Genomic DNA, 24,558 nt, shown 5'->3' with positions numbered 1-24,558 from the left:
GTACGGCCCCGCACCGGCATACAGATAAGACATGCAAACGGCTTGAGAAGGGGGGAGGAAACAATTTTTTTAAGATTTTTTTTGAAAAAACAGGCTTGGTAAATTAAATTAATATGTTGTATATGACATGGGAATTATTATTAAAAATGACAAGCGTCGGGGCAGTTGCATTTTTGTGCGGCGTCGGCGCGCAAATCGCGCAGGTAGCTGCGGTTGTTCTGCAGGTAAAAGGCCAGGGCGCGGGCAAAATCGTGCTCCAGCAGACCGTTGAGGATAAGGGTGCTCACCTGGCGCTCCAGGCCCAGCAGGGCGTGCAGGCCCAGCACTATGCCCCGTTCTTCGGGCGGCGCGGCGCGCATTTTGCGCCAGAAGACCTGACGCGCGCGTGGCTGATAGTACCACATGTAGAGCATGTCCAGCAGGTGGGCCACGGCTTCGCGCGCCACGGCCGGGTCTTTGGCGAAAAGCTGTTGCCAGTAGCTTTCGGGGTGTTCCAGCATCTGTTCCAGGTCACGGTGGGGGAAAAGCAGTTCCTGCCTGGTGAGGTTGGCGTATATCTGGCGCAGTTTGCTGTCGTAATCGCATTGGCGCAGGCGCAGGTAGACGTTGCGGTCGGCAAAACCTTCAATGACGGCCGCCACCATGTCGGAAGCGCATTTGGCCACAATAGCCGCGCAGTTTTGCAGTAGTGCCAGTGGGTTGGGCAGCGCGAGGAGTGTAAAGACGCCCAAAAGTCCCTGCCCCAGCAGCACGGACAGGGGGATGGACAGGGCGCTGCGAAAGAGGTTGCCGATGACGGCCTCGCGCGGCAGCCCGCGAAAAAGATTGTGACCGGAGATATAGGCGCTGTTGACCAAGGCGATGACCGTGTACACGACCAGAGGATTGGTGGCCACAGTGACGCCCAGAAGATCCTGCAAGAGCCAGAGCCGCACCCCCACCTCCAACAGGGGCACGGAAAGGCCGGTGTAGAGCAGAGAATCGGCCATGCGGCCCCAGCTTACAAAGCGCTTCCATGGTAGGAGCAGCGAACGGGTAAAGGCCCCGCCGCCCACCACGGACTGCGCCACATTGCGTACGGCCGTAATGGCAAACCAAGTCAGCGCGCCGAACCAGGTCAGTACCCACCAGCCGTCCACATACCAGAAGGCCCATTGCGCAGCCAGAAAGCCCGCCAGAATTTTCAAAAAATTGGCCAGCGTGCTGTTGCAGCAGGCCAAAGCGCGGGGCAGGGTCCAGGCTTCTTCCTGCGGCAGATTGCCGTCGGCGGCGTCGCGGCTGATGCCCCGGTTGTCCACGCCGCCCAGGGTCACCAGGTTGCCGTCGCGGCCTACGCTGGTGGTTGTTTTTTCCAGCCCCCAGCCCCGCACGCTCTGGCAGCCCAGATTGCCCAAGCCCGGCAGCCGCCGCAGCGCCTTTTGCCACCAGGGTTGCGGCTGGGGCGGCTCATGGTGTTGCACAAAGCGGTAGATGTCTGTGTGCACGGGCAAGGTCAGGCGCTGGGTATTGCGCTCCCGCTGCAGCACGGCGCGGGCCTTGGGGGGAAGGGTTTCCACAAAGACCAGCCCCATGCCGTGCGTATGGTGGGAACTGCTGGTGGAATCCGTGCCGATGCGCGAACCCAGGGGAGCGAGGGCGTACCACTCCCGCAGTTGGGGCAGTTGCCCAAGAATGGTTTGGAACAGGGCCTGCCGGGGGGACTGGGCCGGTTCGTCATGAACGATCCGGCGGATGACGTGTTTGAGCCTGGGCGTGCTGCCTTCGTTGATGGCTCGTTGCAGGGTGTTGATGGCCGTCACGTGGCGCAGCTGGCCTTCGTTCCATTCCCGCAGATTGAAGAGCTCCAGGTGGGTGATGCGCCCCTGACAGCGCCAAAGCAGCTCCAGCACGTCCTGGGCCGTCAGATCGGCGAGGTTAAGAATCATCTGGCAGGGATGCAGGGGGACGAGGCTTTCCAGCAGTTCTTCGGGCGTCTGGCTCAGGATGGTCGGCAGGGTCGGATGGGGCCGAAGGGGAAAGACAATACCAGGGTTGGTTTCCGGGCCGAGCCAGTCTTCGCGCAGGCCGTCGGGCACCAGATTGTCCAGCTGGTCCAGGCGGTCCTGCAGTTGCTGCCGCTGGTGGGGGTCTGTGGCCGCGGCCAGGGCGGCGGCGGTTGCCGCGCGCTTTGCCTGCAGCAGGGGGCGCCACTCCTGATAGATGTATTCGGCCAGGTGCAGAGAAGAGGGCTGGCGCTGCCCCACATAGGCCAGAAAGGCGGCTTCGTCCAGGGGCGGCGGCGTTTCCAGCCCCCAGCGGGCGGCCAGAGCCGGGGCATGGCGCTGATTCCAGGCGCGCAGCAGCAACAGCACGTGGCTGCGCATCCAGGCGTTGACCGGGGCGTGGGCCGTCAGCACGGCGGCTATGTCTTTGCGCCGGATCAGTTCCGTAAAGGTTTTGGAGGTTTCCGTATTGAGCGGCGACCAGGTGAATTCGATGAGCTTGTCCTTGAAGGCGGCCCTGAATTCGATGCCGATGCGCACCGTGATGCCCATGATGCGCGCGGCCCGCAACAGTTCGCGAGCGGCCTCCGGGTCCACCGTATTGTAATAGACCACGGTAAGAAAACGGATGCCCTTGATCCAGGCGTCCATAACCAGGTGCGTAGGGCTTTTGCGGCCCTTGGTGTTGGCGTCGTGCACATGGTGGTCAAAAGCGTGCTGGTTCCAGGCTTCGGGCATTTCCAGCAAATGGTAGCGCCGCAGCAAGGCACGCACGATGCGCGGGGAGCCCTCCACGGCGCGGTGAAAATCGTGGGCCAGGGGCAACTGGCGGGCGGGGTCCGGGCTGGCGCGCACCAGGTCTTTCATGATCTGCACCAGCACCCGCGCGGTATTGTTCTGCAAGGGCGACTGGGCGGAGTAAAGCACCTCGTCGTGCAGACGGCGCAGGGCGGTAAGGCGTTCGCTGGGCCCGCCGGCCTCCAGGCTTTCCAGCAGGACAATAGCGGCTCTGGCCATGCGCAAGCCGTGGTCGGAGGTCATTTCAATAATGCCGTGGGGGTGCAGGCCCGGTTCGGGCTGCGGCAGGGCGCGGGCGTGAGCCCTGGCCGCCACAAAGCTGTTGACCAGCTTGATGAGCTTGTGGTCCTTGGGGTCAAAAAACCAGCGCGAACGTCCCGGCGCGCGTTGGCGGGCGGGCGGGCCGGAAGGTGGGGCTGCTGTTGCCCCAGCGGCCTCCGGGGCGGGCGGCTGCAGTTCGGAATTGATAGGCGCGGCACACACGGCCTAACGGCCCCAAAGACGCAGCAAGGGCCGCGCGGGCAGGAGTTCTTCCAGAGGGATGGTGACCTTTTGCGCCCCGGCGGCCCAAGGAGCCACCTGGTAGGGCTGGAAGTTCATGCGCACGCCTTCGGGCACCAGGGTAAGGCTGGCGAAATTTTCCGGCACGGGGGTGAGGCCCGTGCGCAGGGTTTGCTCCTGCCGCATGCCGCCCAAACGCTGTGAGAGCTTTTTGTAGGCCCAGGCAGACATAATCTGCAAGGCCGCGTCCGGATCTTCAAACAAATCCACCAGGCCCAGGCGCTGCCCCGTGAGCAGGCTGTAGTTGAGGGTGAGCACATCCAGATTGCCGTGCGCGCCGCCCGTATACGTCCAGATTTCAAAGGTCAGACTCAGGCCCGCAGGCGAGGGGGCAGCAATGGCGTAAGATCCCCAGAGCTCGCTGGGGAGGGGATCCTCCACGCCGGGCAGGGTGAAGGCCGTGGCATTGGCGGCAAAGGCGTCGGCCAGGCCGGTGACCCACTGGCGGATGTCCGCATCAATTTCCTTGCTGCCTACCGAGGGATAATTGATGTGGATCTGCAGGCCGGGCGCGTCCGTGGCGCCGCGAACCAGAGAGTGCTCAATGATGCCCGGCCGGCGCGAACCGGAAATAGCCGCAGCGGCGGCGCTGCGCTCGGCCTCGCTGGCTTGCGGGGTTTCTTCCTCGGCGGGCGGCGCAGTAATATCAGCGCCTGCCCCGGCGTCGAGCAGTGCTACAGAGGGCGGCAGGCCGCCGACGGGCGGGACAGTCCGGTCCGGTTCCCTGGCGGCGACGTCGGTCAAGGCCGCGGCTTCCTGGGCGCGTTCGCCCAGCAACAGGACGCACAGGAGCAAAAGCAGCAAACGGGGCATGAAGAGTACCTTGATCCCGGCGGCGCTTCAGGGGCGGCGGTCGGGTTGGCGACGCGCCGCCCGAGGGCCGCGAGGTTATATGCTATCACATTAAACTTTAAAGCCCAAGCGCAGATCCCGCACCTTGCGCCAGTTTCTGAGCAGCAGCACTACGGCCAGGACAATATAGACCTTAGCATAGAAAAAGTGCAGACGCAGAGGATCGTGGGGCAGACCCAGCAGCGCTTCCAGCTGTGCGTCGTACAGGGGCGAAAGCAGCTGCGCCAGAAACAAAACCAGCAGCCAGAAGGCCTCACGCACATGCAGCCGCAAATCCACCAGCAGAGCCACGGCAAACAGGGACTGCCCTGCTGTCAAGAGTATTTCTTGAAACTGATGCGTGTCAAGGTTGATGGGCGGAGTAAGCCCGCCCGAAGACAGGGCGTAGACGCCGGGGATCATGCCCACCAGCAGGGTCCACTGATTGAGTTTGGACGAAAGCAGGCTGCCCAGGGCCAGGGCGGCGTTGCCGCGCGAGGCGAACATAAGGGCAATGATGAATTCCGGCGATTCCGAGGCGATGGGCGCGAGCCACTGCACCAGCAGAAATTCGTTGACGCCCAGCAGTTTGCCGCTGGCCACCAGATTTTCACTGAAGGGTTCAGCATTGCACAAAATGACCAGGGCCGCAAAAATGAAGATGGCGATGACGCTGCGCAGGCGCACTCTTTTGGCAAAACGGGCCAAAACTGCGGCCGGGCCTTCGGGCTCTTCCTCCTCCACAGGGCGGCGGGCCACGATGCAGATATACCAGATATAGATGCCCAGCAGCACAAGGCCGTCCACCCAGGTCAGAGAACCTTTAAGGGGAATGCACAAAGCGTAAAGGGTGGCCAGGCCCAGAAAAAGCACATCCGTACGTTTGTCGTCGGGCAGGTGCACACCTTTATGGAAGCGCCCGGCAAAGAGCAGCACTATGGCCGACCAGCCCACGCCGATGAGCAGCCGGTTGGCCCCGGTCATATTGGCAATGGCGTAGTGGGAATAAGCGCTTTCGGGGTGCTGCCCGGCCATCCAGGTAAAGTACATGTCCACGGCGTATTCCGGCAGCACGGCAATAAAGGCCACCACGGCCACGGCCACGGCCTGCGGAATATCCATCTGGGCTACTTCGCAGGCCCAGGTGAGCAGGAAGGATGCCCCCAGAATGGCTATGCCGGAAAGCAGGGCCACCACAATGGGCGACATGCCCGTGTGGTCGATAAAACGCAGTCCCACGCCGGGCAAGGTCAGCAGCACGGCGATGATGTAAGGCCGCAAGGAACGGATGGTCATGGTGTTCTCCGGGTAAAAATAAAAAAAAGACCTTGGCATTGCTGCCAAGGTCTCACTCATCGGTCAGGGTTGCGGCCCTTGCGGCGCTGTGGCCGCAACTATCCGCAAAACGCCATGGGCACGGCAGGACACGCAAACAGGTTTGCGCCTGCGCCTTTATGGCGGGCTTCCGCTTGCGCGGATGCCGGAGCATTGCACGGGCTGAATGCTCCAAACCGACGACGGCACCAGGCCGGGGGGGGCCATGCTGTTGATGCCGTCCGGGTTACAGGAACCCAGTTACTCCCCTTGTGGAGCAATACCGTACGGGCCGCCCGGCGGCTTGTCAAGCCGTCGGGCTCTTGCCAGCGCCGGGGGCTGCGGCTACTATGGCCTGAAACTTTCTGCCGGATGGCCCGCCCTGTGGCGAGAGCCTCCGGCGGCTTTTTGAGGAGAATTTTGTGAACATAACCTGTCCGCGTTGCGGCTTCAGCCGCTCCCTGCCCGACGACCGCCTGCCGCACCGTCCGGTTATTGCCACCTGCCCGCAGTGCGCCTGTCGGTTCCGATTTGCGCCCGACGCGGGCGTGCTGGAGGTGCTTTCCCCAGCGGCGGAAGAATCCCAGACTCCGCCAACGGCGCCGCACGCCGACGCGGGCGGCGGGGACGACCCCCTGCCCCCCGGCGCCATTGTGCCGGGCCGCCTTGCTCCATCAGAACCGCATCCACAGGACGCCGCTGCCGCCCCCGCAGACAGCCCGGAGCACAGCCTCACCGGCAATGCGACGAAGGACGAAACCCCGCGCCGCCAAGAGGCAGGCGAGGCCCGGAGCGCGCACCGCACTGCCGGCCGCGAGAGAGAAGGCGTTGCCGACCGGGCCGGGAACCGCACTGCGGAATCGGGTTTCGGGCAGGACGCGGGTGCGGACAACCCCTGGATTGACGCCCCGGAGCCGGACGGCTGGCCGGCCGCCTTCTACCATACCTGCATGCGGGTCATGTTCGGCAGCCAGCGGTTTTTCGGCAGTCTTCGTCCCGGCGAGGCTCAGACGCGGGCCCTGGTGTTTTATCTGATCATCAGCGCCGTAGAGGTGACTGTAGAGCGGGTCTGGTCCGGGGTCTTTCTCTCGCTTATGGCCCCCAGCGCCGCTTCTGATCCCCAGCTGGAAAAAATGCTTCTCCTGCTTTCGCCGCAGATGAGTCTGCCCATGACTGTGCTGCTCAAACTGGCCGTGTCTGTGGCGCAAATCTACATTCTCAGCGCGCTCATTCAGTTTACCTACGGTTTTGTCACAGGCAAGCGACAGGAGTTTTCTCTGGTCTTTCAGGTGATGGCCTACGCCGCCGCGCCGGGTCTGCTTTGCGTGGTGCCCCTACTGGGCTCGGTGGTGGGCTTTATCTGGAGCTTTGCCTGCATTCTGGTGGGTTGCCGCGCGGCCCTGCGTCTGAACTGGCCGCAAACCCTCATGGGCCTCGCGCCCATTTTGCTCTTGCTGGCCCCGCTTTTGCTGCAGATGGCGCAGGCCACGCAATTCTGAGCACGTTATGGGCCGTGTGCGGCAGTGGTTTGTCAGCTGGTGGCGCGCATTTTGCATCCGTCGAAAATATGGCGCGGCCATCAGTCCGGCCGCCATTGCCGCCCAGGCTCTTGAATTGGCCGCCTGGGCCGAGGAGGCCGGACGGGGCGCGTTGTTTTCGGAAGCGGAACTGCACTGTCTGGCCCGCGTGGCGGCTGAACTGCGCCGCGTGGCCCGCGCGGCTGCAGGCAGACCCTTCCGGCGCTTGCCGCCGCAACGGCGGCTGGATCTGCACATGCGCCTGAATGCGACCAGGGCCAACTTGCTCGCCACCCTGGGCCAGGCGCGGCTTATGACGGAGAAACGCCAATGAACGCTCGGTGCCCAATTTGCCGCAATGCCCCCAATCCGGCCGCCGCACTCTCCCCCCACCCCCCGCTGCGGAAAGGCGTGTGCCCCTGGCCGCTGCTGCTGGCGGCGCTTTTGTTTGTCCTTCCGGTCCTGGGCTGCAGCAGCGCGCCGGACGACAGCCGCAGGACACTCAAGGTCTCCGGCGACTTCAGCACGCCCTTCCAGGTGCAGGTCAACAACTTTGTGCGCCGTCAGCCGCCCGCAGTCTATGTGGCCCCACGTGAAAGTCTCAACCGTCGACCCCGAGCGCTGTTCGTGCCCCTGCGTATGGTGCAGCAGATCGCAGACCCCGTGAGCTTCAGCACCATGTTTTCTCGTCAGATATGGCAAGTCTGGCTTTCGCTCAACGCCTTCCAGACCCTGGAATACGCTGCCGATGCCGGCCCTTACGAACCCAGTCGCGCCATGGCCCTGGCCCGCCGACGCGGGGCGGAAATGGTCGTGGGCGGCTACATCAACCACTACATGGACGGCGGCTCCGGCGGCACCAGCTCCCTTTCTCTGGCTCTGGAAATCTACGACGCCCGCACCGGCACCCTGCTCTGGTCCATGGCCCAGGGCGGCCTCATGGAAGCCAGGCAAGTACACGATTTTTATCTCTTCTCCATCAAAGAACGCAACCCTGGCGACCCCGCGGGCTTCATCGCCCGCTCCCTGGCCTGGGATATGGGCCGCCAGGTGCTGGCCTGGGTGGATCCCGACGCCGTGCCTCCCAAAACCTCCCTGTGGGATTCTGTATTCGGCGGCAGCGCTTTTTGAGGAACAGCCCCCACGCCCCCATCCCGCATCAAAAAACTTTTTTCTCTCACAGCACCGCGCCGGGCGTACCCTGCACAGGGGAAATTTTTTTTTGTGCAAGGAGGGGCTTCCGCTTGCCATGCGCGGGTATGTCCCAGCGGCGCAGTGGCCTGCTTCTGCCGGGATTGGTGTTGTGCAGACCCTCTGATTTTTTTGTATATCCTCTGGTGTCGTTTTTACGACGTCCAGGGTCTGGAAGACGCGCTGTATGCACCCAAAAAACAGCGTTACACCAGCGCGTAACGGATGCCGTCCACATCCTGGAGGCGCACGGCGATGCCGTAGGCGATGCTGAGGGTCTGGGCCTGCAGGTCTGTCGGCGGTCCAAGAAAGAGGCTTTGCCCCTGGTGCAGCAAGAGTACGGCGTCGGCGTAACGCAAGGCGAAGCTCAGGTTGTGCAGCACTACCAGACTGCGCATCTGGCGGGTGCGGGTCAGCGTGCGCACGGTCTGGAGGATTTCCACCTGATTGCGGATGTCCAGGTGGTTGACGGGTTCGTCCAGGACCAGCACGGGCGCTTCTTGCACCAGGGCGCGGGCAATGAGCGTTTTTTGCAGTTCGCCGCCGCTCAGGCCGGTGACGCAGGACGCACTGAGGTGGTCCAGGCGCAGTTCCTGCAGCATGGCGGCGGTGCAGCGGCGGTCCTGGGCCGAGGGCAGCCAGGCCATGTGGGGGCGCCGCCCCAGGAGGACGGCGTCAAAAACGCTGCAGGGCACCGGGGTGACGCTCTGGGGTAGCCAGGCCACTTGCCGGGCGCGGGCTTTGCGGTCCAGGCTGTTGAGCGGGCGGTTGTCAAGGAGGATGCGCCCGCTGTGGGGGCGGATGAGCCCGGCCAGGGTTTTGCCGAGGGTGCTTTTGCCCGCGCCGTTGGGGCCCACCACGGCCAGCAGCATGCCGGGGGGCAGGCTGAAGCTCACGTCGTGCAGCAGCACGCGGCCGTGGCGGCCTGTTACGTTCAGATTACACACGTCCAGCATGGCGCGCCGCCCCCCGGAACAGCAGGAAGAGAAAGACCGGCGTCCCCGTAAAGGCGCAGATAATGCCAATGGGCAGCAGTACGGGGTAGAGCAGACTTTGGGCCACAAGATCGGCGGCCAGCAGAAAGACCCCGCCCAGCAGGGCCGCGGCGCAGAGCAGATACGCGTGCCCCGCGTGGGGAAAGAGGAGCCGTACGGCGTGCGGGGCCACCAGGCCCACAAAACCGATTACCCCGTAAAAGGCAGTGGCCACGGCGGCCATAAGCGCCGCCGTGAACAGCGCAGCAAAGCGCAGCCGTCGCACGTTTACGCCCAAGGCCGTTGCCTGGGCGTCGCCCCAGCGCAGCACGTCAAAGTCCAGGCTGCGGCCGAGGGCAAAGGCCAGGCCGCCCGCAAAGGTTACGGCTACCACGGCGGCCTCGCGCCAACCGCCCTTGCTCAGGTCGCCGAAGGTCCAGAACACGGTGGCCGCCACCTGACTATCCGAGGCAAAATACTGCAGGGACATGGTGGCCGCGCCGAAAAAAGAGGAAAGGGCCACGCCCGCCAGGATCAGCCCTTGGGCCGTCATGCCGGGAACCATGCTGCAGGCCAGCACGCAGAGCCCGGCGGCCAACGCGCCGGCCAGGGCTCCCAACGCCACCAGACTCAGGCCCGCCAGCCCACCGGCCGTGGCCAGGGCAATCATGACAAAACTGGCCCCAAAGGCCGCGCCCTGAGAGAGTCCCAGGGTGAAGGAAGAGGCCAGGGGGTTGTTGAGCACGTTTTGCAGGACAACGCCGGTGACAGCCAGGGACGCGCCTACGGTCAGGGCAGCGGCCACGCGGGGCAGGCGCAGATAGAGAACAAAATAGCGCAGGTCCGCGTCGCCGGTGGAATCCCACAGGGCGGCGGCCAGATCGCGCCAGCCGCAGTCCGTGGCGCCGGACTTCATGCCCGTAGCGGTCAGGACCATGGCGGCCAGGGCCAGCAAGACCAGAAAAACGGCCCGGGCCGTGGGCCGGAGGCCACACGCAGGGGGCGCGTCCGCCTGGTGCGGGCGCGTCTGCGTCGCCGGGGAATGCGGGCCGCAGGCAGGCTTAAGGAGCGGACTCAAGCCCAGCCTCCGTGAGTTGCAGTCTGCCGGGGCGTCCGCACAACCGTACAAAATCCTTGTACTGCGGCGCGCCGTTGAAGAGCGTGAAGATGGCGTCGGCCTCGGCTTCCGGATTCATCGTGGCGTAGTGTTCCGGGTAGGCGGCCTTGGCCATGAAAAAGGCGTTGATGTAGAGAATTTCAGGATTGTTGAAGTAGGCCGTGTGGGGCAGCACCAGCCATACGCGGCTCTGGTTCAGAGCCTTGAGCCGGCGGTAGTAGCCCGGATCCGTGCGCAGGCCCTCGCGGATGAGGGGCAGGCCGTTGGCGTCGATGAAGATCAAAGGCGGGTTGGCGGCCAGCAGAAATTCCTTGTTCGCAAAAAAATGCCCGGCCCGGCCCGCGCTGTCCGCCACGTTATCCAGCCCGGCCAGTTCCAGGGGCAGAAAGCGGCCCGCAGTGCTGCGCAGATCCTGATTGCCCTTGTAGGAAAGGCCGCCCACATAGGCTTTGCGCCGCTCCTGCGGGCTGGGGCGGTAGGCAAGGCGCTCGGCCAGATGGTGGATGCCCTGGATGAGTTGGGCGGCCCGGTCCTCCCGGCCCAGCACCTGCCCCGTAAGGCGGATAGACTGGAGGAAGATTTTCTGATCAAAACGCGGCTGCCCCTGGCTTACGGCCACCACAGGCCGCCGTAGTTTGCGCTGGATAAGGTCCGGTTCGCCGGGGTCGGTGGAAACGATAAAGACCACGTCGGGCCTGAGAGCCACAATGCGTTCGTAGTCGGGCAGGCGCACGGCCCCGGCCTTGCCTATCACGGGCAGGTCGCGGAAGCGCTCCCGGTTGCGGAGCACATAGGGTTTGGCCAGGTCGTCGCTTTTATCAAAGTCTTCCACGCCCACCACCAGGCCCTGGGCGTTCAGGTAGGTGATGAAGGCCATGCTGCTGCCCAGGGCCACCAGACGGCGGATGTGGTTGGCCGGGGGCAGGTGAACCGTGCGCCCCAAGGCGTCCGTGAGGACGCGCGTCGGCGCGGCCGTCTGAACCGGCGCTTCCGGCGCGGCGTGGGCTGCGGCGGCCAGCAGCCCTGCCGCCAGGAACGTACAGCACAGCAGCAGGGCGCAGCAGCGGCAAAGGTCGTTCAGGAATTTTGCCACAGGAGCATCTCGATGGTGTAGTCCGTGCGCTCCACATACGCGCCGGAAGCGTCGCGAAAGGCCGCCATGTGGGCGGCGATACAATTCCGGTCCGGATCCACGCCGTAGTGCTGCAGGGTTGTAACGCAGACGTCCAGGGTATCTTCCCGGTTGCGGGAAACCGTCCATTGCCCCTTGACGGGCAGGGCCGTGCAGCGGATGCCGCGCGTCGTAAGCCACTGCTCCATAATCTGGGCATTGTTGAACACGCGCGGAGTAATGCCATAGTGCGCGTAGAGGCCCTGCATGAGGTCCGAAGCCATGCGGTCCAGAAAGCCCATGTAGACTACCCAACCGGCAGCGCAGGCCAGCAGTTTTTCTTTGCCGGCTTCGCTGTCCAGGGCCGGGGTCATGGAGGCAAAGACCACTTCATAGCGCCGGTCAGGGGTAAAATTCTCCCAGTCTGAGCGCACGGTGCGGATGTTGGCGAGGCCGTGGGCGGCCGCATCCTCTTGCAGCAGGCGGAGCATTTCGTCCGAAATGTCCACGGCTGTTACCTGCGCCGCCTCCTGCGCCAGGCGCAGGGTGTACATGCCGCTGCCCGCGCCCACATCCAGCACGTCCTTGTCGGCAAAGACCACGCCGTGGTCTCTGGCCCGGCGGAGCATGCCGGCTTCATAGGTCTGGTCGCCTTCCTCGTAGCGGGGAAAGGTGCGGGCCCTGGCGTTCCAGTAGGTGCGGCCGTCTTTTTTGTCCATTACAGTTCCCATTTGAGGCTTACCCCCGCGTTGAAGCCCAGGGCCGGATAGCCCCAGGACTCGGCGTATTGCGTGTTGGTGATGTTATCCGCGTAGGCTTCCAGGGTGAGGTGCTCGTCCAGCCGGTAGCTCAGGCTCGCGCCCAGGGTGGCGTAGTCGTGCAGGGTGCCCTTGTCCAGTTTGGCCGTGTTGACGTAGTACTGGCGTGGCCCCACATAGGTGAGCGCCGTATCCAGGGTGAGCTCGTCCGTTATTTTCCACACCGCACCCAGGGTGGCCTTCCAGTTGGGCACATATTCCAGCTTGTCCATGACGCCGTCCGGGTCGGCGGGGTCGTTGCGCTTGCGGCTGTCCTGCCAGGTGACGGCCGCGCGGGCCTGCAGGTCGTCGCGCAGAGCGTAGCTGCCGCTGAGGGTGGCCCCGTAGATTTCCGCGTCCGTATTATAGGCGGCCCAGGCCTGGTAGCTCTGGGGCCGGTCCACATATACGGCTTTGTGCACGATATAGTCCTCTATATTATAATAAAATCCGGAAAGTTTGACAAAACCTTTGTTTTCAAAGGCGTATTTGTAGGCCAGGTCCGCGCCGCGCGCCGTTTCCGGCTTGATGTCCTTGCCTTTCAGGTAGGGCACGTTGACCGTGGGGTCGCTGGAAGAAGCCTGCGAGTTCCAGTACAGTTCGGGAATGGTGGGGGTGCGGTAGTTCTGGTACAGGGCCAGGGAGGCGGACTGGCTCTCGGTAAAGGCGTAGGTAAGCATGAGCTTGGGCGAAAGGGCCGTGTGGTTGAGGGTGCGGTTGCGGCCTTCGGGGCTGTAGACAAAGCTGTCCAGGCGCAGGCCCACGTCCACGGTCAAGGCGTCCGTAAGGTTGAACTTGTCGGCCAGAAAGGCCCCGTAGACCTGGGCGGCGCGCCCGGCGGACTGGGAATCCATCTGCCCGGTAAATTTGTTGGGCCCGGCTTTGTTGTAGTTTTTGTCCACATATTCCACCGTGATGTCGCCCGGCTGCAGCAGCTTGTATTCAAAACCCGCCAGCAATTGGTGCCCCATGACCGTGCCGCCGGTTTTGGCCTTGAAGCCGTAGGAGGTATCCACCACCACATTGCGGTCCAGTACCAGGTCGCCGTCTCTGGTAAGGGAAGGATCAAATTTTTTGGCGGCCGGCATCTTGCCCGTGTCCAGCAGCATACGGCCAGCCACGTCCGCATAGTTTTTTTCGCGCCGGTTTTCATAATTTTTGAAAGCCATGAGTTCAAAAAAGCCCGTCTCCAGAAATTCCTGTCGGTAGGTGGCGTCCAGCAGGTGACGGTACTTGGTCCAGTGGGCGTCGTCGCCGATGACGGTCATGGACGGCGTGGGCGACCCACCGGCAAAACTTTCGCCGTTGGCCAGGGGGTAGTCGCCGTTGATGGTATTGCTGAAGCCGGGGCGGTCGGGGTCGGCGTCGCTGCTGGGGTTGCCGTCCGCGCGATTGCTGCGGATAAGGCCGCGTTCTGTTTCGCTGTAACTGTACCCGAGGGCAAGTGCGCCCCGCCAGGGCAGATCCAGGTAGACTTTGGGATTGAAGTGAAAGGAATTATAATAGTTGTTGCGCAAAAATGGGTCGGCGTGCTGGTGGCTCAGGCCCAGGCTGACCCCCAGAGCCCGAAACTTCTGGGCATAGGAACCACGCACGTTGTGGAAGTCGTAGACGTCGTTCCAGCCGCCCATGGTGGCGTAAGCGCTCAGGTAGGGGGTTTCCGTGGGTTTGCGGGTACGGGCGTTGATGACGCCGCCCAGGGCGCTGTTGCCGTATTCTACGGAGCTGCCGCCTTTGATGACCTCAATGCGTTCGATATTGTCCAGCGGAATGGTGCCGAAGTCGATATAATTGCCGCCGGACATGCCCGTGGAGCCTATGTTGCGGCCGTCCAGATTGAGCATGATGCGTTTGGATTCCATGCCGCGAATGGAAATGATGTCGCTGCTGTCGCCAAAGGCCGCCTTGCGTTTGAAGGAGATTTCCGGATCGCGCACCAGATAGTCTGCCACGTTGTTGCTGCGGTTTCGTTCTACCACAATGGCGGTGGTGCGATCCAACTTTTCTTCTTCCAGTTGGCCGGTAACCGTAACGGGATCCAGAAGAAAGACGTCCTGCATAAGGTTGTCGTCCGCGGCTTGCGCCGTGAACGCCGGAGAGCAGAGCAGCAGGGAGCCGAGCAGGAGCGTTTTTTTCATGACGCCTCCGTAGAGCGATGTGTGCGGTTGCAAGTGAATATTTTTTAAAACGTGCTACCGTGCCATAAAAAAGCGTGGAAGCCGGCCGCACGCGCCTTAGCCAAACCCCGGCGGCGCGGCATGTGCGGTAGGGTTTTTGCTTTTGCCGCTACCAGCGGCGGGCGTAGGCCTGCTGGCAGTCCAGGCAGACTTTTTTGCCGTTTTCCAGTCGGATGGCGTGCTCGGCCGCGCCTTCGCCACAGATCTCGCAGACCACGGTGGGGAACAGCCGGGGCGGTTCCGGCACGGCATAGGCGGGTACGGAGAGGCTGAACAACGCTTCCAGCGGCAGGGTCAGCAGGGCTTGCTGCCATTGTTCCCGGTTCTGGTCCGGGTCTTTCTGCTTTTGCAGACAGAGGCGCAGGGCAGTGCCGCTGTTGCGGTCAAAAAAAGCGTAGGCGTGTTTGGCCACGGGGCGCAGGATCAGGTTGCCTTTGCCTGCGGAGCAGCCCAGCAGGCACTGTATGGCGTCTACGCCGCAGGCGTCGTTTTCCGTCACGCAGACCAGTGTGCCGTAAGGCGCTTTGCCCAGAACAGGCTCTTGCAGCACAGCTTCCACGGCGCGCAGGCCAATGACCAGACCGGGGCAAAGGTGCCCGTGAAAGGCCACGGCTTTCTCCAACAGGGTGTTGTCCATGCGTCTTCCTTTGGGTGTTCGCCGGGCCGCACGTCCAGAAGGGGCTGCGGCATAGCCGATGAACTTGGTATTATTTTTTTTAAAAACGTAGCACACCGTGGCAATTCTGGCAAGCCTGCAGTCGCCCGGCAGGGACACTGCGGGACAAAATTGCGCGTATGGCGGGTAAGTTGGCCTTGTGCGGCCAGGGTTCAGCGTTGGCGCGGTTTTTCGGGGGGCGGCGGGGCGCAAAAGCGCACGCCGCCCTTGACTATGCGGGCGCTGACGCCGCCGGGCAGCTGGAAGAGGCTCTGCCCTCGGCCCTGGATCAGGGCCGCATCCAGGGCCAGCAGGGTACGGGCTCTGGCCTGTCCGTCGGTTTGCGCAGCTGTTCGGGGGTGGGGTGGCGTGAGGGCGAAGGTTTGGCCCATAGTGGGCAGCGCGCCGCTGTGCAGATGGGCAGGGGCGGAGCCGTCGGCTTTCGCGTCGTCAGTCAGGCCGGCAAGCGCTCCAGCCGCCCTGCCGTCCGGCGCAGCGTCTGCGCTTCCGCACAGGCGGTGTACGGCCCGCAGATACAGGCGCAGGCGCGCCGCTGGGTGCAGCGGCTGCAGCAAAGCCGGGGGCAGGTATACCTGGCGGCCCGCCGCAGCGCTGCTTTCCTGCCAGGGGCAGTTGGCCAGGGCCGCGTCCGTCTGCTGCCGCCAGTAGTCGGCGTCCTGCTGCGCCAGTTGCCAGAGGCTGCCCAGGCTGCGGTCCAGGGAAGGGTTTTCCGCCCGCAGCAGGGGCAAAACCGTATGCCGCAGGCGGTTGCGGAGGAAGCGCGTGTCGTGGTTGCTGGCGTCCTCGCGCCAGGTCAGGCCGCACAGTCGCAAAAGTTGGCGCAGGGCGGCGGGGTCCGTGTGCAGCAGGGGGCGGAGCAGGCGGCGCGCGTCGTCGCGGGCGGGCATGCCGCCCAGGGCGGGCCAGCCCGCACCCCGCAGCAGACGCAGCAGCACGTCTTCGCTCAGATCTCCGGCGTGGTGCCCCAGGGCAATAAAATCCGCCCCGCAGGCCTGCCGTTCTTCTTCCAGCAGGGCATAGCGCAGACGGCGGGCCGCGTCTTCCAGCCCGCGTCCTTCCCGTGCGGCCAGCCCACGCACGTCCGCCTGCCGGATGCGGCAAGGCAGGCCCAGACTGTGGGCCATATACCGGGCCTGGGCGGCGTCGGCTTCGGCTTCCGGGCGCAGGCCGTGATCCACGCTCAGGCCGTGCAGACGCAGGTCCAGTCGGGGGGCCAGGGCGTGCAGCACCACGGCCAGGGCCGTGGAATCCGCCCCGCCGGAAAGGCCCAGTACCAGAGAAACCCCGCGCGGCAAGGCCAGCACGCCGCGACAGAAGCGCTCCACCTCAAGGCAGAGGCGGGCGGCGACGGGCGGCAGGGACTGCAGGGTCAGGGGCGTCATGCCATGTTTCCGGTCAGGGGCGAGGACGGCAAGGTTGTGATACCTGGGGCGCCAGACCCGGCTGCGGACGTGAAGGCCGCCTGGGCGGCAGCATTCGCCCTAGGGAGGCGGGCGCGGCAACGTGGTTCGGAAGGGCGCGGGGAGTGCGGTCAGGCATCGCTGACGGCGTCATTGAGCAGGCGCTCCAGCCAGGCGATCATGTGCTCACGCAGGGCCGGACCGGCATAGTGCACGCAGTCGCAGCGCAGCCGTCCGCGTGCCCGCACCAGCAGTTCCAGGCGCAGGGACGTTTCTTCCAGTTCCAGGCCCATGACGTAGGGGCCGCAGCTTTCCGCGTGTTCCCGCTGCAGGGGGGAGAGCAGGTCGTCGGGCGGGGGCAGCCAGTACAGGCCGTCCATGCCCGCAGCCAGGCCCATCTGCGTAAGCAGGGATTGCATACGCGCGGTTTCCTTTTCCGTCAGATCGTCCACGGCGTACCAGCGCATCACTGTTCCTCCATGTACTTACAGTCTGTTTTGTCCAGACCGAAGACCCGGCGCGTCAGGCTGATGCGCTGGCCGTTGCCTTCCTGGGCCATGCCCCCGTTTTTGAGAAACATGATGGGGTCGTGGTTCATCTTGCGCACCAGGGAGCCTACCAGGGCCTCCAGAGCCTCGCGGGTTTCCTCATCCACCGGGCCCAGGCGTTTGAGCGTCTTGGCCAGCTCTTCCTGCGCCATGCGTTCGCTGCGTTCGATAAGCGCCACAATGGTGGGCTGCACGTCCAGCGAAGACAGCCAGTGAGAGAAGGCCAGCACTTCCTCATTGACGATTTCCGCCGCTTTGGCGGCCTCGTCTCGGCGGGAGGCCAGGTTTTCTTCAACTACTTCTTTAAGGTCGTCGATATCGTAGAGGTAAACGTTGTCGAGGCCGTTGACGTCCGGGTCGATATCGCGGGGCACGGCAATGTCAATGAAGAACATGGGCCGGTTTTTACGGGCCTTGAGCACGGCGCGGATGTCGCGGGCGCGGATGATGGGCTCCTGCGAACCCGTGGAGGTGATGATGATGTCCACGCTGGTGAGGTGTTCGGCCATGCTGTCAAAGGGTACAGCGCGGCCTTGAAACTGGCGGGCCAGCTCCTGACCGCGAACCAGGGTGCGGTTGGCCACCAGAATTTCGTCAATGCCCGCCTGCAGCAGGTGCATGGCGGCCAGCTCGGCCATTTCGCCCGCGCCCACCAGCAGGGCCTTGTGCCCGTGCATGTCGCCGAAGATGCGTTTGGCAAGCTCCACGGCGGCATAGCTGATGGATACAGCGCTGGAGGCCACGGCCGTTTCGGTGCGCACGCGTTTGGCCACAGAGAAGGCCTTGTGCAGCAGCCGGTTGAGGATGACGCCCGTGGCGTGGCTCTGCACGGCTTTGCGGTAGGCGGTCTTGAGCTGCCCCAGAATCTGCGGCTCGCCCAGCACCATGGAATCAAGGCTGGAAGCCACGGAAAACAAATGCCGCACTGCCTCCAGATTCTTGTGCACATAGACATAGGGGGCCAGCTCTTCCACCCTGGCGCCGCGCGCGCCGGCCCAGCATTCCAGCATCTGGCCGGGCACGTCGCCCGTGCCCGCCGCCAGCAGCTCCACGCGGTTACAGGTGGAGAGTATCACGCTTTCGCTCACCGCGCCCGTACAGGGCAGGGCCCAGTGCTCAGGGTCGCAGCAGTTGACCAGGGCAAAGCGTTCGCGCACGTCAACACCGGCCGTGCGGTGGTTCAGGCCCACAAGAAAGATGTCGCAGTCCATAGCTATAGCCCAGTCAGCGCCGGATAAAGGCGTGGTGCGTTTCCATAAAGGTGTTGACCACCACAATGGAAAAAAGACAGAGGATGAAGATGAACACCGCCAGCTGCGCCGGTTTGCGGCCCCGCCAGCCCTTGGTGATACGGTTGTTGAACAGCACGGACAAAAGCGCCCAGATGACGATGCTGACAACCTCCTTAGGGTCGCCGGTCACCACGCCGCCGAACACGGGCTTGGCCCAGATAAGCCCCGCCACAATGCCCAGCGTGTAGAGTGGAAAGGCCGTGAGCACGGTAAGGGCGTTGATCCTGTCCAGCATGGACAGGGCGGGCATGTCCTGCCAGAAGCCTTTGACCGATTGCTTGCTTTTGATGCGGCCTTCCATAAACAGGAACAGCGCTCCGGCGGCAAAGGCCAGGGCCAGCAGGGCCAGACTCAGAAAGAGCGCGCCGATGTGCAGGGCGTAGAAGGGCGCCTTGAGCGAAGGCGGCACAGGCACTACGGCCCCCAGATAGGGGGCGGACATGGCAAAAAGCATGAGCCCCAGCGGCGCGGCGAAAACCAGGGGAACTTCCTGCTTGAGCTTGCCCCAGGCCGCTATGCCGCAGAGCACCACAAACCAGGCCATGAGCTGCAGATAGGCCCCCAGGCTCAGGCCGCCGGGCAAAGCCCGGTGAAAACCCAGAACCAGCATGCCGGTCTGGCACAGAAAACCGGCCACGGCCAGCCAACAGCCCGTACGCCGCCAGAGGGCGCTGCGCGCCAGCATGCCGGCAATGCCCGCCGTACTGGCCAGGCCATAGAGCAGCAGGGTGACGCCGGTGGAAATTTCAGGGGAGATCATGCAACAACTCCGCTAGATGCGCGTGCAGGGCCGGCGGCAGCGCTTCCTGCAGCCAAAGGCGGCAACGTTCCGTTTCGTTCCGCTCCAGCCACTGCTGCAAAGGGGATTCCGCCAGCTTACGGAATAATAGGGTATTCTGCCCTGTTTCCGCGCCCAGGGCAAGGATCAAAGGCCGCAGCCGCCCCATAAGGACGGCCATGCGCGCGCGCGGGACCAGCCAGGTTTCCAGCTCTCCCCGCCAGCGTCGGGCCAGGGCCGGGCTGGCTCCGCCGGTGGAAAGGGCTACGCCCAGAGGGGGGCGGCGGGCCACGGCGGGTGCCTGAAAGCCGCCTTCCTCCGGCGCGCTGGCACAGTTGCAGAGCACGCCTGCCCGACGGCACCAGGCGGCCACGCGGCGGTTTTCCGCGGTACTATTCGTGGCGGCAAAAACCAGAACGCGGCCCGCCACATCCTTTTCCGTGCAGGCGCGCCGGGCAAAACACACCCGTGCGTCGCGCAGCAGGGGGGCAGCGGCTGCCGCGGGCGGGGCCGTATCCAGCACCAGCACCGAGGCCGGGCCGCAGTCCAGCAGGCCCGCAAGTTTGCGCCTGCCCACCTGCCCCAGGCCCACCACCAGACAATGGCGGCCCTCCAGAGCGAGAAAAACGGGGTAGAGCGGAGCATTGTGCGTCATGGCGACCCTGGGTTGGCAGAAGAGCTGCAGCCGTAAGGGTAGCGCACGAAGCGCCGTTTGCAAAGGGGCGGGCCGTCAGCATCCTGACGGCGACAATCGTTCAGCCCGGATTGGGTTGTAAATTTGTCTATAATATACTGTTATTATATGAAAAAATATTTTAGGCACATCCTTTGCTTACTGGCGGCAAGCGTCTTTGCAGACCCTGCGGGCACAGACAGCCCTGCCGTAGTGTACGCGGGACAGCGCCTGAGGGTTTTGTAAAAAATTCAAGTATAACTTGAAATATGTACCGGGAAGATGCGGGAGGAACCATGAAGACCCTGTTTTCCATGCCCATAAATCTGACGGGCAAGGTCATGGACATGCAGTTGCAGCGGCAGAATATCATTGCCGGCAACATCGCCAACGTGGAAACCCCGCGCTACAGGCCGCGCGAGCTGACTTTTGAAAAAGAGCTGCAGGCGGCTCTGGGCCTGGATGCCGAAGGCAAACTGAGCCTCACCAGCAAGGCCCACATGCCCACGGCCTTTGACCCCAATACCTTTGGACCGGAATGGGACAAAGAGCTCAAGCCCCGCGTCATCCACGGCGAGGACAGGGTCAATATTGATAAAGAAATGGCCCGGCACGCCAAAAACCAGCTGCAATACACGGCGTTGACCCAGATCATGGCCAAGTCTTTTGAAGGGATCAGCTCCGTCATTCAGGACGGCAAGCAGGTGTAACGCCGCGCTTGAGGGAGGTTAGTCATGGATTTTCTTACAGCATTCGACATCAGCGCTTCGGGCCTTGCAGCGGACCGCACGCGCATCAATACCATTTCCATGAACCTGGCCAACGCCAAAACCACCCGCACGCCCCAGGGCGGCCCTTACCGGCGGCGCAGCGTGCTGCAGCAGACCGCGGATGTGGATGATCCCTTTTCCATCCATATGCGTTCGGCTCTGGACCGGGAGGTCAAAGGCGTGCGCGTTATGGCCGTGACCGTAGACAACCGCCCGCTCAAGCGCGTCTACGAACCGGGGCACCCGGATGCCGACGCTCAGGGATATGTGTCCTACCCGGACATCAACGTGGTGGAGGAGATGGCCAACCTCATGACCGCCCAACGCAACTATGAAGCCAACGTCACCACGGCGGAGGCGCTTAAGGGCATGTACGTCAAGGCTCTGGAAATAGGCAAATAACGCGGTATGCCGCCGCGCCGGACGGAGAAAAGCATATGAGCATCCAGACAGTGGGCATGCGGGCGTACAGCGACGCCCTGCGGCATTTCACCCAGGTGCAGAGTTCGTTGCAGCAGGGTGCGCCCGTGAGCAGCGAAACCCTTTTTGCCAAAACTCTGGACCAGAGCCTTTTGCGCGACACCGTGGACAAAGGGGAAAATTTCGGCGCGCAGGCCGACTTCATCGCCTATCCCACCCAGGCCCACACGCCCGCAGCTCCGGCCAACAGCTTTACAGACACGGCCAAACAGTCCCTCAACCGCGTCAATGAGCTGCAGCAGGCCAAAGACCAGGCTATTGTGGACTTTGCCTCGGGCCGCAACCAGAATGTGCACGAGCTTATGATCACCATGCAGAAATCCAGCCTGGCCATGAAGCTCACCACCGCCGTGCGCGGCAAGGTGCTGGAAGCGTACAAAGAACTTTCCAAAATGCAGTTCTGACGCCATCTTTCATGCTTCTTCACACACGGTAAGGCGGCCCCGCCATCCTCCGGTGGGCGTCGCCTTTTTTGCGTGCGGCTGCGAGCTGATCCAGCAGCGAGGCGAGGGCCGCCCTGTCGGGATTTTTCAGAAGGCCTGGCGTGTTGGCGCATAACGGTTGCTGCGCGTTGCCTTAAAGGTGATCGGCTCTAGGAAATTGCCGTATTTTGGCACAAAGATTGCTTAATAATTGCCGGACACGCCTTGGTGTCGAAAAATTAGCGCACCCCTGCGCAGGAGCGGACCATGCCGGCTTTTCTTACCCAACTCCTGGCCTCCTTCAAAAATTTCTGGACGCGCCTGCAGACATGGCAGCGTTTTGCCCTTTTGGGCGGCATAACGGCCCTCATGGCCGGGGCCCTGGGCCTTTCGGTCTGGCTGAGCCGGCCGGACTACCGCGTGCTCTATTCCAACCTGGGACCCGAAGACGCCGGCGTGGTGCTCAAGGCTCTGCAGGCCGACAAAGTTCCCTATAAAATTGCCGACAAAGGCGGCACCATCATGGTGCCCAAGGAAGCCGTGTACGACCAGCGCATCAAGATCGCCGGCGAAGGCGGCCTGGTGGGGCAAGGCATCGGCTTTGAGATTTTTGACAAGATCAAGGTGGGCCAGACGGACTTTGTGCAGAAGGTCAACTACACCCGCGCCCTGCAAGGGGAGCTGGCCCGCACCATCAGCGAATTTCCCAGTGTGGAAAGCGCGCGCGTGCACCTGGTCATCCCCCGGCGCAGCCTGTTTGTGGAAGAGCGGCAATCGCCCTCAGCCTCGGTGGTGCTCAAGCTCAAGCGCCCCAGCGCCAAGCCGGACCAGAAGGAAATCAACGCTGTCGTCAACATGATGCTTATGGCCGTGGAAGGGCTGGACAAAGGCCACCTTTCCATTACGGACAACGGCGGCAAGGTGCTCTATCAGCCGGAGGAAGACAGCCTGGCCGGCATGAGCACCACGCAGATGGAATACCGCAACCAGATGCAGCGCAACCTGGAGCGCCGCATTGAAGAAATGCTCCAGCCCATCTTCGGCCCCGGCCGGGTCATCGCCAAGGTTAATGCCGAGCTGGATTTCAGCCAGAAGACCATCCGGCGTGAGCTCTTCGACCCGGAAAAAACCGTGGTGCGCAGCGAACAGCGCAGTGAGGAATCCCAGCAGGGCCGTGCCAACCTGGAGGCCGGCTCCCCGGACGTGAACTTTCGCGGCGACGGCATCACGGGCTCTGTGTCCGACCAGAACGGCAGCCGTGAAACCCGCACCACCAACTACGAAATAAACAAGGAAGAGCAGCAGATCGTGGCCAATGTGGGCGACGTGCGCCGCCTGACGGTTGCGGTTCTGCTCGATGGGACGTATGAGAAGAGCAACGGCGCCTGGACTTTTGTGCCGCGCAAGCCTGAAGAGGTTGAGCGCGTGCGGCAGCTCGTATCCAACGCCGTGGGGCTGGACACGGGGCGCGGCGACTCCCTGGAGGTAAGTTCCGCTCCCTTTGCGGATTCGGAACCGCCCAAGGATCCCAATTTCGCCGACATGCTGGCCGACTATGCGGAACGTCTGGGCAAGCCCCTGCTTAAGGCGCTGCTGGCCTTCCTTTTCCTCATGCTTATTGTGCGGCCCGTGGTGCTGGCGCTGATCCGGCCCAAGGTGGAGGCCGGCGAAATGGTGGAGGGGCTGGAAGGCCTGCCCGCCGCCGAAGAGCAGCTTGCGCTCTACGAGGCCCTGGAAGAAAAAGCCAAGACCGACGAAGAAGCCCCGCAGGAAGAGGACGACGACGAGCTTATTTACAAAGATATTGAAGCCCTCAAGGCGCACATCTTCACCCTTTCCGACAACCATATGGAGCAGGTGGTGACCTTGGTGCGCGGCTGGATGAAAAACGATGCAGCAGCCTAAACAGCAAAAAACGGCGCGTCTGCCCGCCGCTAGCAGCGGCGCGGCCCCCTCGCTCACGCAGTTGCGGGCGCTGCGCCTGGCGCAGAAAGAGAGCAACCAGCGTATTGAGGAACTGAAAATGCGGCTTTTTCGCATTACAGAGCAGCATATGGACCAGGCCGTACGTTTGGTGCGGCGCTGGATGACGGACAAGGAATGAGCGTCCGGGGCCTTTGGCGTGCCCCCGGTGAAGGAGTTGGGACATGGAGTTGACCGGCAAACAGCGCATTGCTGTGCTCTTGCTCGCCATGGGCGACAAGTTTACGGCCGACGTGTTCAAGCGCATGGACCGGCAAGAGATTGCCGAAATCTCCAAGGCCATTGTAGAGCTGGAGCCCGTGCCGCGCGAAACCGTTGAGGAAGTGCTGCGCGAGTTTCACGAATCCCTGGTAGAGGGCGTGGACATGATCGCCGGCGGTTCCGACACCCTCAAGCGCCTGCTGGTCAAGAACGTGGACCCCGAAACCACCAAGTATATTCTGGATTCCCTCAATCTGGACACGGGACCGGCTCCTTTCCGCGAGCTGGAGCAGGTCAGCCCCCGGTTGCTGGCGCAGATCCTGCGCAACGAACACCCCCAGACCCTGGCCCTCATCCTTGGGCACCTCAACCCCGACCAGGCCGCCAATTTGTTGACAAACCTGCCTGCGGGCGTGCGGGCCGAAGTGCTTATGCGTCTGGCCCGGCTGGAGGCCGTGCCTGAGGATATGCTTATGGAAGTGGACAGGGTGCTCACCAGCCAGCTCATCGCCATGGGCGGCAAGGAAGGCAAAAAGGTGGGCGGCGTGCAGTCCGTGGCAGAAATCCTCAACGCTGTGGACCGTGCCACCGAAGAGGAAGTGCTTTCGGAAATTGAAGAAGACTCCGCCCAGATGGCTGAAGACATCCGCAACCTCATGTTTGTCTTTGAGGACTGCAAGAATATTGACGACCGCGGCATGCGCGAACTGCTCAAGGAAGTGCCCAACGAACAGCTGACCCTGGCCCTGCGCGGCGCCAGCGACGAACTGAAGGAAAAGTTCTTCAAAAACATGTCGGAGCGTGCCGGCAACATGATCCGCGAAGAGCTGGAATTTATGGGCCCCACCAAACTTTCGGACGTAGAGGGCGCACAGCAGGATATCGTCAAGATCGTGCGCCGCCTGGAAGGAGAAAACAAACTTGTCGTCAGCCGCGGTGCGGGCGACGTCTTTGTGTAGCCCCAC

At 63.2% G+C, this 24,558-nt stretch carries 23 protein-coding genes; 9 read left to right on the top strand and 14 right to left on the bottom strand.

What is annotated here, in order from left to right; translation table 11 throughout:
• Positions 1 to 140: 140 nt before the first annotated feature.
• The 3 genes from EB812_RS07115 to EB812_RS07105 all read right to left on the bottom strand — a co-directional run bounded on the left by EB812_RS07115 (position 141) and on the right by EB812_RS07105 (position 5,468).
• Positions 141 to 3,263 (bottom strand): hypothetical protein, encoded by a 3,123-nt coding sequence (locus tag EB812_RS07115; RefSeq protein ID WP_207287329.1) that lies wholly within the window; start codon positions 3,261 to 3,263, stop codon positions 141 to 143.
• 3 nt (positions 3,264 to 3,266) lie between these two features.
• Complete coding sequence (locus tag EB812_RS07110; protein WP_130957965.1) at positions 3,267 to 4,154, bottom strand: DUF3298 and DUF4163 domain-containing protein; 888 nt, start codon at positions 4,152 to 4,154, stop codon at positions 3,267 to 3,269.
• A 90-nt stretch (positions 4,155 to 4,244) separates the two neighbouring features.
• Positions 4,245 to 5,468 carry a sodium:calcium antiporter gene (locus EB812_RS07105; RefSeq protein WP_118228795.1) on the bottom strand — a complete coding sequence of 408 codons (1,224 nt, stop codon included), beginning with the start codon at positions 5,466 to 5,468 and terminating at the stop codon, positions 4,245 to 4,247.
• A gap of 440 nt (positions 5,469 to 5,908) precedes the next feature.
• On the opposite strand from EB812_RS07105, the gene EB812_RS07100 reads away from it, so the two are divergent.
• The 3 genes from EB812_RS07100 (at position 5,909) to EB812_RS07090 (ending at position 8,134) form a co-directional block, all read left to right on the top strand.
• On the top strand, positions 5,909 to 6,985 hold the full coding sequence (locus EB812_RS07100; protein WP_118228796.1) for a YIP1 family protein: 1,077 nt from the start codon (positions 5,909 to 5,911) through the stop codon (positions 6,983 to 6,985).
• A gap of 7 nt (positions 6,986 to 6,992) precedes the next feature.
• A complete protein-coding gene (locus EB812_RS07095; RefSeq protein ID WP_118228797.1) occupies positions 6,993 to 7,337 on the top strand; it encodes a hypothetical protein in 345 nt (114 codons plus the stop codon).
• 77 nt (positions 7,338 to 7,414) lie between these two features.
• The gene (locus tag EB812_RS07090) at positions 7,415 to 8,134 is read left to right on the top strand and encodes a hypothetical protein (protein WP_236031354.1); all 720 of its coding nucleotides are present in this window, start codon (positions 7,415 to 7,417) and stop codon (positions 8,132 to 8,134) included.
• A gap of 266 nt (positions 8,135 to 8,400) precedes the next feature.
• Here the strand turns inward: EB812_RS07090 and EB812_RS07085 are convergent, their stop codons facing one another.
• The 11 genes from EB812_RS07085 to EB812_RS07035 all read right to left on the bottom strand — a co-directional run bounded on the left by EB812_RS07085 (position 8,401) and on the right by EB812_RS07035 (position 19,719).
• Entirely contained in the window at positions 8,401 to 9,150 is a 750-nt protein-coding gene (locus EB812_RS07085; protein WP_118228798.1) for an ABC transporter ATP-binding protein, read from the bottom strand.
• Positions 9,134 to 10,246 (bottom strand): FecCD family ABC transporter permease, encoded by a 1,113-nt coding sequence (locus EB812_RS07080; RefSeq protein WP_242621233.1) that lies wholly within the window; start codon positions 10,244 to 10,246, stop codon positions 9,134 to 9,136. Before EB812_RS07080 ends, EB812_RS07085 begins: the two co-directional genes overlap by 17 nt.
• Positions 10,230 to 11,378 carry an ABC transporter substrate-binding protein gene (locus EB812_RS07075; protein WP_242621232.1) on the bottom strand — a complete coding sequence of 383 codons (1,149 nt, stop codon included), beginning with the start codon at positions 11,376 to 11,378 and terminating at the stop codon, positions 10,230 to 10,232. Before EB812_RS07075 ends, EB812_RS07080 begins: the two co-directional genes overlap by 17 nt.
• On the bottom strand, positions 11,363 to 12,115 hold the full coding sequence (locus tag EB812_RS07070; RefSeq protein ID WP_236031344.1) for a class I SAM-dependent methyltransferase: 753 nt from the start codon (positions 12,113 to 12,115) through the stop codon (positions 11,363 to 11,365). Before EB812_RS07070 ends, EB812_RS07075 begins: the two co-directional genes overlap by 16 nt.
• Complete coding sequence (locus EB812_RS07065; RefSeq protein WP_118228800.1) at positions 12,115 to 14,331, bottom strand: TonB-dependent receptor plug domain-containing protein; 2,217 nt, start codon at positions 14,329 to 14,331, stop codon at positions 12,115 to 12,117. Before EB812_RS07065 ends, EB812_RS07070 begins: the two co-directional genes overlap by 1 nt.
• 148 nt (positions 14,332 to 14,479) lie before the next feature.
• Complete coding sequence (locus EB812_RS07060; protein ID WP_118228801.1) at positions 14,480 to 15,007, bottom strand: FmdE family protein; 528 nt, start codon at positions 15,005 to 15,007, stop codon at positions 14,480 to 14,482.
• A gap of 191 nt (positions 15,008 to 15,198) precedes the next feature.
• On the bottom strand, positions 15,199 to 16,428 hold the full coding sequence (gene tilS, locus EB812_RS07055) for a tRNA lysidine(34) synthetase TilS (protein WP_118228802.1): 1,230 nt from the start codon (positions 16,426 to 16,428) through the stop codon (positions 15,199 to 15,201).
• A gap of 149 nt (positions 16,429 to 16,577) precedes the next feature.
• Entirely contained in the window at positions 16,578 to 16,913 is a 336-nt protein-coding gene (locus EB812_RS07050; protein WP_118228803.1) for a hypothetical protein, read from the bottom strand.
• On the bottom strand, positions 16,913 to 18,205 hold the full coding sequence (hemA, locus tag EB812_RS07045; protein ID WP_130957964.1) for a glutamyl-tRNA reductase: 1,293 nt from the start codon (positions 18,203 to 18,205) through the stop codon (positions 16,913 to 16,915). Before hemA ends, EB812_RS07050 begins: the two co-directional genes overlap by 1 nt.
• A 13-nt stretch (positions 18,206 to 18,218) precedes the next feature.
• Positions 18,219 to 19,046 carry a cytochrome c biogenesis protein CcsA gene (gene ccsA / locus EB812_RS07040; RefSeq protein WP_118228805.1) on the bottom strand — a complete coding sequence of 276 codons (828 nt, stop codon included), beginning with the start codon at positions 19,044 to 19,046 and terminating at the stop codon, positions 18,219 to 18,221.
• Positions 19,033 to 19,719: a precorrin-2 dehydrogenase/sirohydrochlorin ferrochelatase family protein gene (locus EB812_RS07035; protein WP_118228806.1), complete on the bottom strand. Its 687-nt coding sequence runs from the start codon at positions 19,717 to 19,719 to the stop codon at positions 19,033 to 19,035. The genes ccsA and EB812_RS07035 overlap by 14 nt, the downstream gene beginning before the upstream one ends.
• A gap of 314 nt (positions 19,720 to 20,033) precedes the next feature.
• Between EB812_RS07035 and flgB the strand changes: the two genes are divergently transcribed.
• The 6 genes from flgB (at position 20,034) to fliG (ending at position 24,552) form a co-directional block, all read left to right on the top strand.
• A complete protein-coding gene (gene flgB / locus EB812_RS07030; protein WP_118228807.1) occupies positions 20,034 to 20,447 on the top strand; it encodes a flagellar basal body rod protein FlgB in 414 nt (137 codons plus the stop codon).
• A 24-nt stretch (positions 20,448 to 20,471) separates the two neighbouring features.
• Positions 20,472 to 20,909, top strand: coding sequence for a flagellar basal body rod protein FlgC (gene flgC / locus EB812_RS07025; RefSeq protein WP_118228808.1), 438 nt, complete (start codon positions 20,472 to 20,474; stop codon positions 20,907 to 20,909).
• A gap of 35 nt (positions 20,910 to 20,944) precedes the next feature.
• Positions 20,945 to 21,391 carry a flagellar hook-basal body complex protein FliE gene (gene fliE / locus EB812_RS11910; RefSeq protein ID WP_118228809.1) on the top strand — a complete coding sequence of 149 codons (447 nt, stop codon included), beginning with the start codon at positions 20,945 to 20,947 and terminating at the stop codon, positions 21,389 to 21,391.
• Positions 21,392 to 21,676: 285 nt separating this feature from the next.
• Positions 21,677 to 23,314, top strand: coding sequence for a flagellar basal-body MS-ring/collar protein FliF (gene fliF, locus EB812_RS07015; protein ID WP_118228810.1), 1,638 nt, complete (start codon positions 21,677 to 21,679; stop codon positions 23,312 to 23,314).
• On the top strand, positions 23,301 to 23,513 hold the full coding sequence (locus EB812_RS07010; protein WP_236031341.1) for a flagellar M-ring protein FliF: 213 nt from the start codon (positions 23,301 to 23,303) through the stop codon (positions 23,511 to 23,513). The genes fliF and EB812_RS07010 overlap by 14 nt, the downstream gene beginning before the upstream one ends.
• Before the next feature lie 43 nt (positions 23,514 to 23,556).
• A complete protein-coding gene (gene fliG / locus EB812_RS07005; protein WP_118228811.1) occupies positions 23,557 to 24,552 on the top strand; it encodes a flagellar motor switch protein FliG in 996 nt (331 codons plus the stop codon).
• Positions 24,553 to 24,558 lie beyond the last annotated feature (6 nt).

The sequence above is a fragment of the Desulfovibrio legallii genome (assembly GCF_004309735.1).
Taxonomy (GTDB): domain Bacteria; phylum Desulfobacterota; class Desulfovibrionia; order Desulfovibrionales; family Desulfovibrionaceae; genus Desulfovibrio; species Desulfovibrio legallii.
This window is presented reverse-complemented; position numbering and strand designations above follow the sequence as displayed.

Excerpts from the sequence above, each read along its gene's own strand:
- EB812_RS07050 (WP_118228803.1), bottom strand. The coding sequence starts at position 16,913 with ATGCGCTGGTACGCCGTGGACGATCTGACGGAAAAGGAAACCGCGCGT.
- EB812_RS07065 (WP_118228800.1), bottom strand. The coding sequence starts at position 14,331 with ATGAAAAAAACGCTCCTGCTCGGCTCCCTGCTGCTCTGCTCTCCGGCG.
- EB812_RS07010 (WP_236031341.1), top strand. The coding sequence starts at position 23,301 with ATGCAGCAGCCTAAACAGCAAAAAACGGCGCGTCTGCCCGCCGCTAGC.
- EB812_RS07085 (WP_118228798.1), bottom strand. The coding sequence starts at position 9,150 with ATGCTGGACGTGTGTAATCTGAACGTAACAGGCCGCCACGGCCGCGTG.
- flgB (WP_118228807.1), top strand. The coding sequence starts at position 20,034 with ATGAAGACCCTGTTTTCCATGCCCATAAATCTGACGGGCAAGGTCATG.
- hemA (WP_130957964.1), bottom strand. The coding sequence starts at position 18,205 with ATGGACTGCGACATCTTTCTTGTGGGCCTGAACCACCGCACGGCCGGT.
- EB812_RS07095 (WP_118228797.1), top strand. The coding sequence starts at position 6,993 with ATGGGCCGTGTGCGGCAGTGGTTTGTCAGCTGGTGGCGCGCATTTTGC.
- ccsA (WP_118228805.1), bottom strand. The coding sequence starts at position 19,046 with ATGATCTCCCCTGAAATTTCCACCGGCGTCACCCTGCTGCTCTATGGC.
- fliG (WP_118228811.1), top strand. The coding sequence starts at position 23,557 with ATGGAGTTGACCGGCAAACAGCGCATTGCTGTGCTCTTGCTCGCCATG.
- fliE (WP_118228809.1), top strand. The coding sequence starts at position 20,945 with ATGAGCATCCAGACAGTGGGCATGCGGGCGTACAGCGACGCCCTGCGG.
- EB812_RS07110 (WP_130957965.1), bottom strand. The coding sequence starts at position 4,154 with ATGCCCCGTTTGCTGCTTTTGCTCCTGTGCGTCCTGTTGCTGGGCGAA.
- EB812_RS07035 (WP_118228806.1), bottom strand. The coding sequence starts at position 19,719 with ATGACGCACAATGCTCCGCTCTACCCCGTTTTTCTCGCTCTGGAGGGC.
- EB812_RS07060 (WP_118228801.1), bottom strand. The coding sequence starts at position 15,007 with ATGGACAACACCCTGTTGGAGAAAGCCGTGGCCTTTCACGGGCACCTT.
- fliF (WP_118228810.1), top strand. The coding sequence starts at position 21,677 with ATGCCGGCTTTTCTTACCCAACTCCTGGCCTCCTTCAAAAATTTCTGG.
- tilS (WP_118228802.1), bottom strand. The coding sequence starts at position 16,428 with ATGACGCCCCTGACCCTGCAGTCCCTGCCGCCCGTCGCCGCCCGCCTC.
- EB812_RS07105 (WP_118228795.1), bottom strand. The coding sequence starts at position 5,468 with ATGACCATCCGTTCCTTGCGGCCTTACATCATCGCCGTGCTGCTGACC.
- EB812_RS07070 (WP_236031344.1), bottom strand. The coding sequence starts at position 12,115 with ATGGACAAAAAAGACGGCCGCACCTACTGGAACGCCAGGGCCCGCACC.
- flgC (WP_118228808.1), top strand. The coding sequence starts at position 20,472 with ATGGATTTTCTTACAGCATTCGACATCAGCGCTTCGGGCCTTGCAGCG.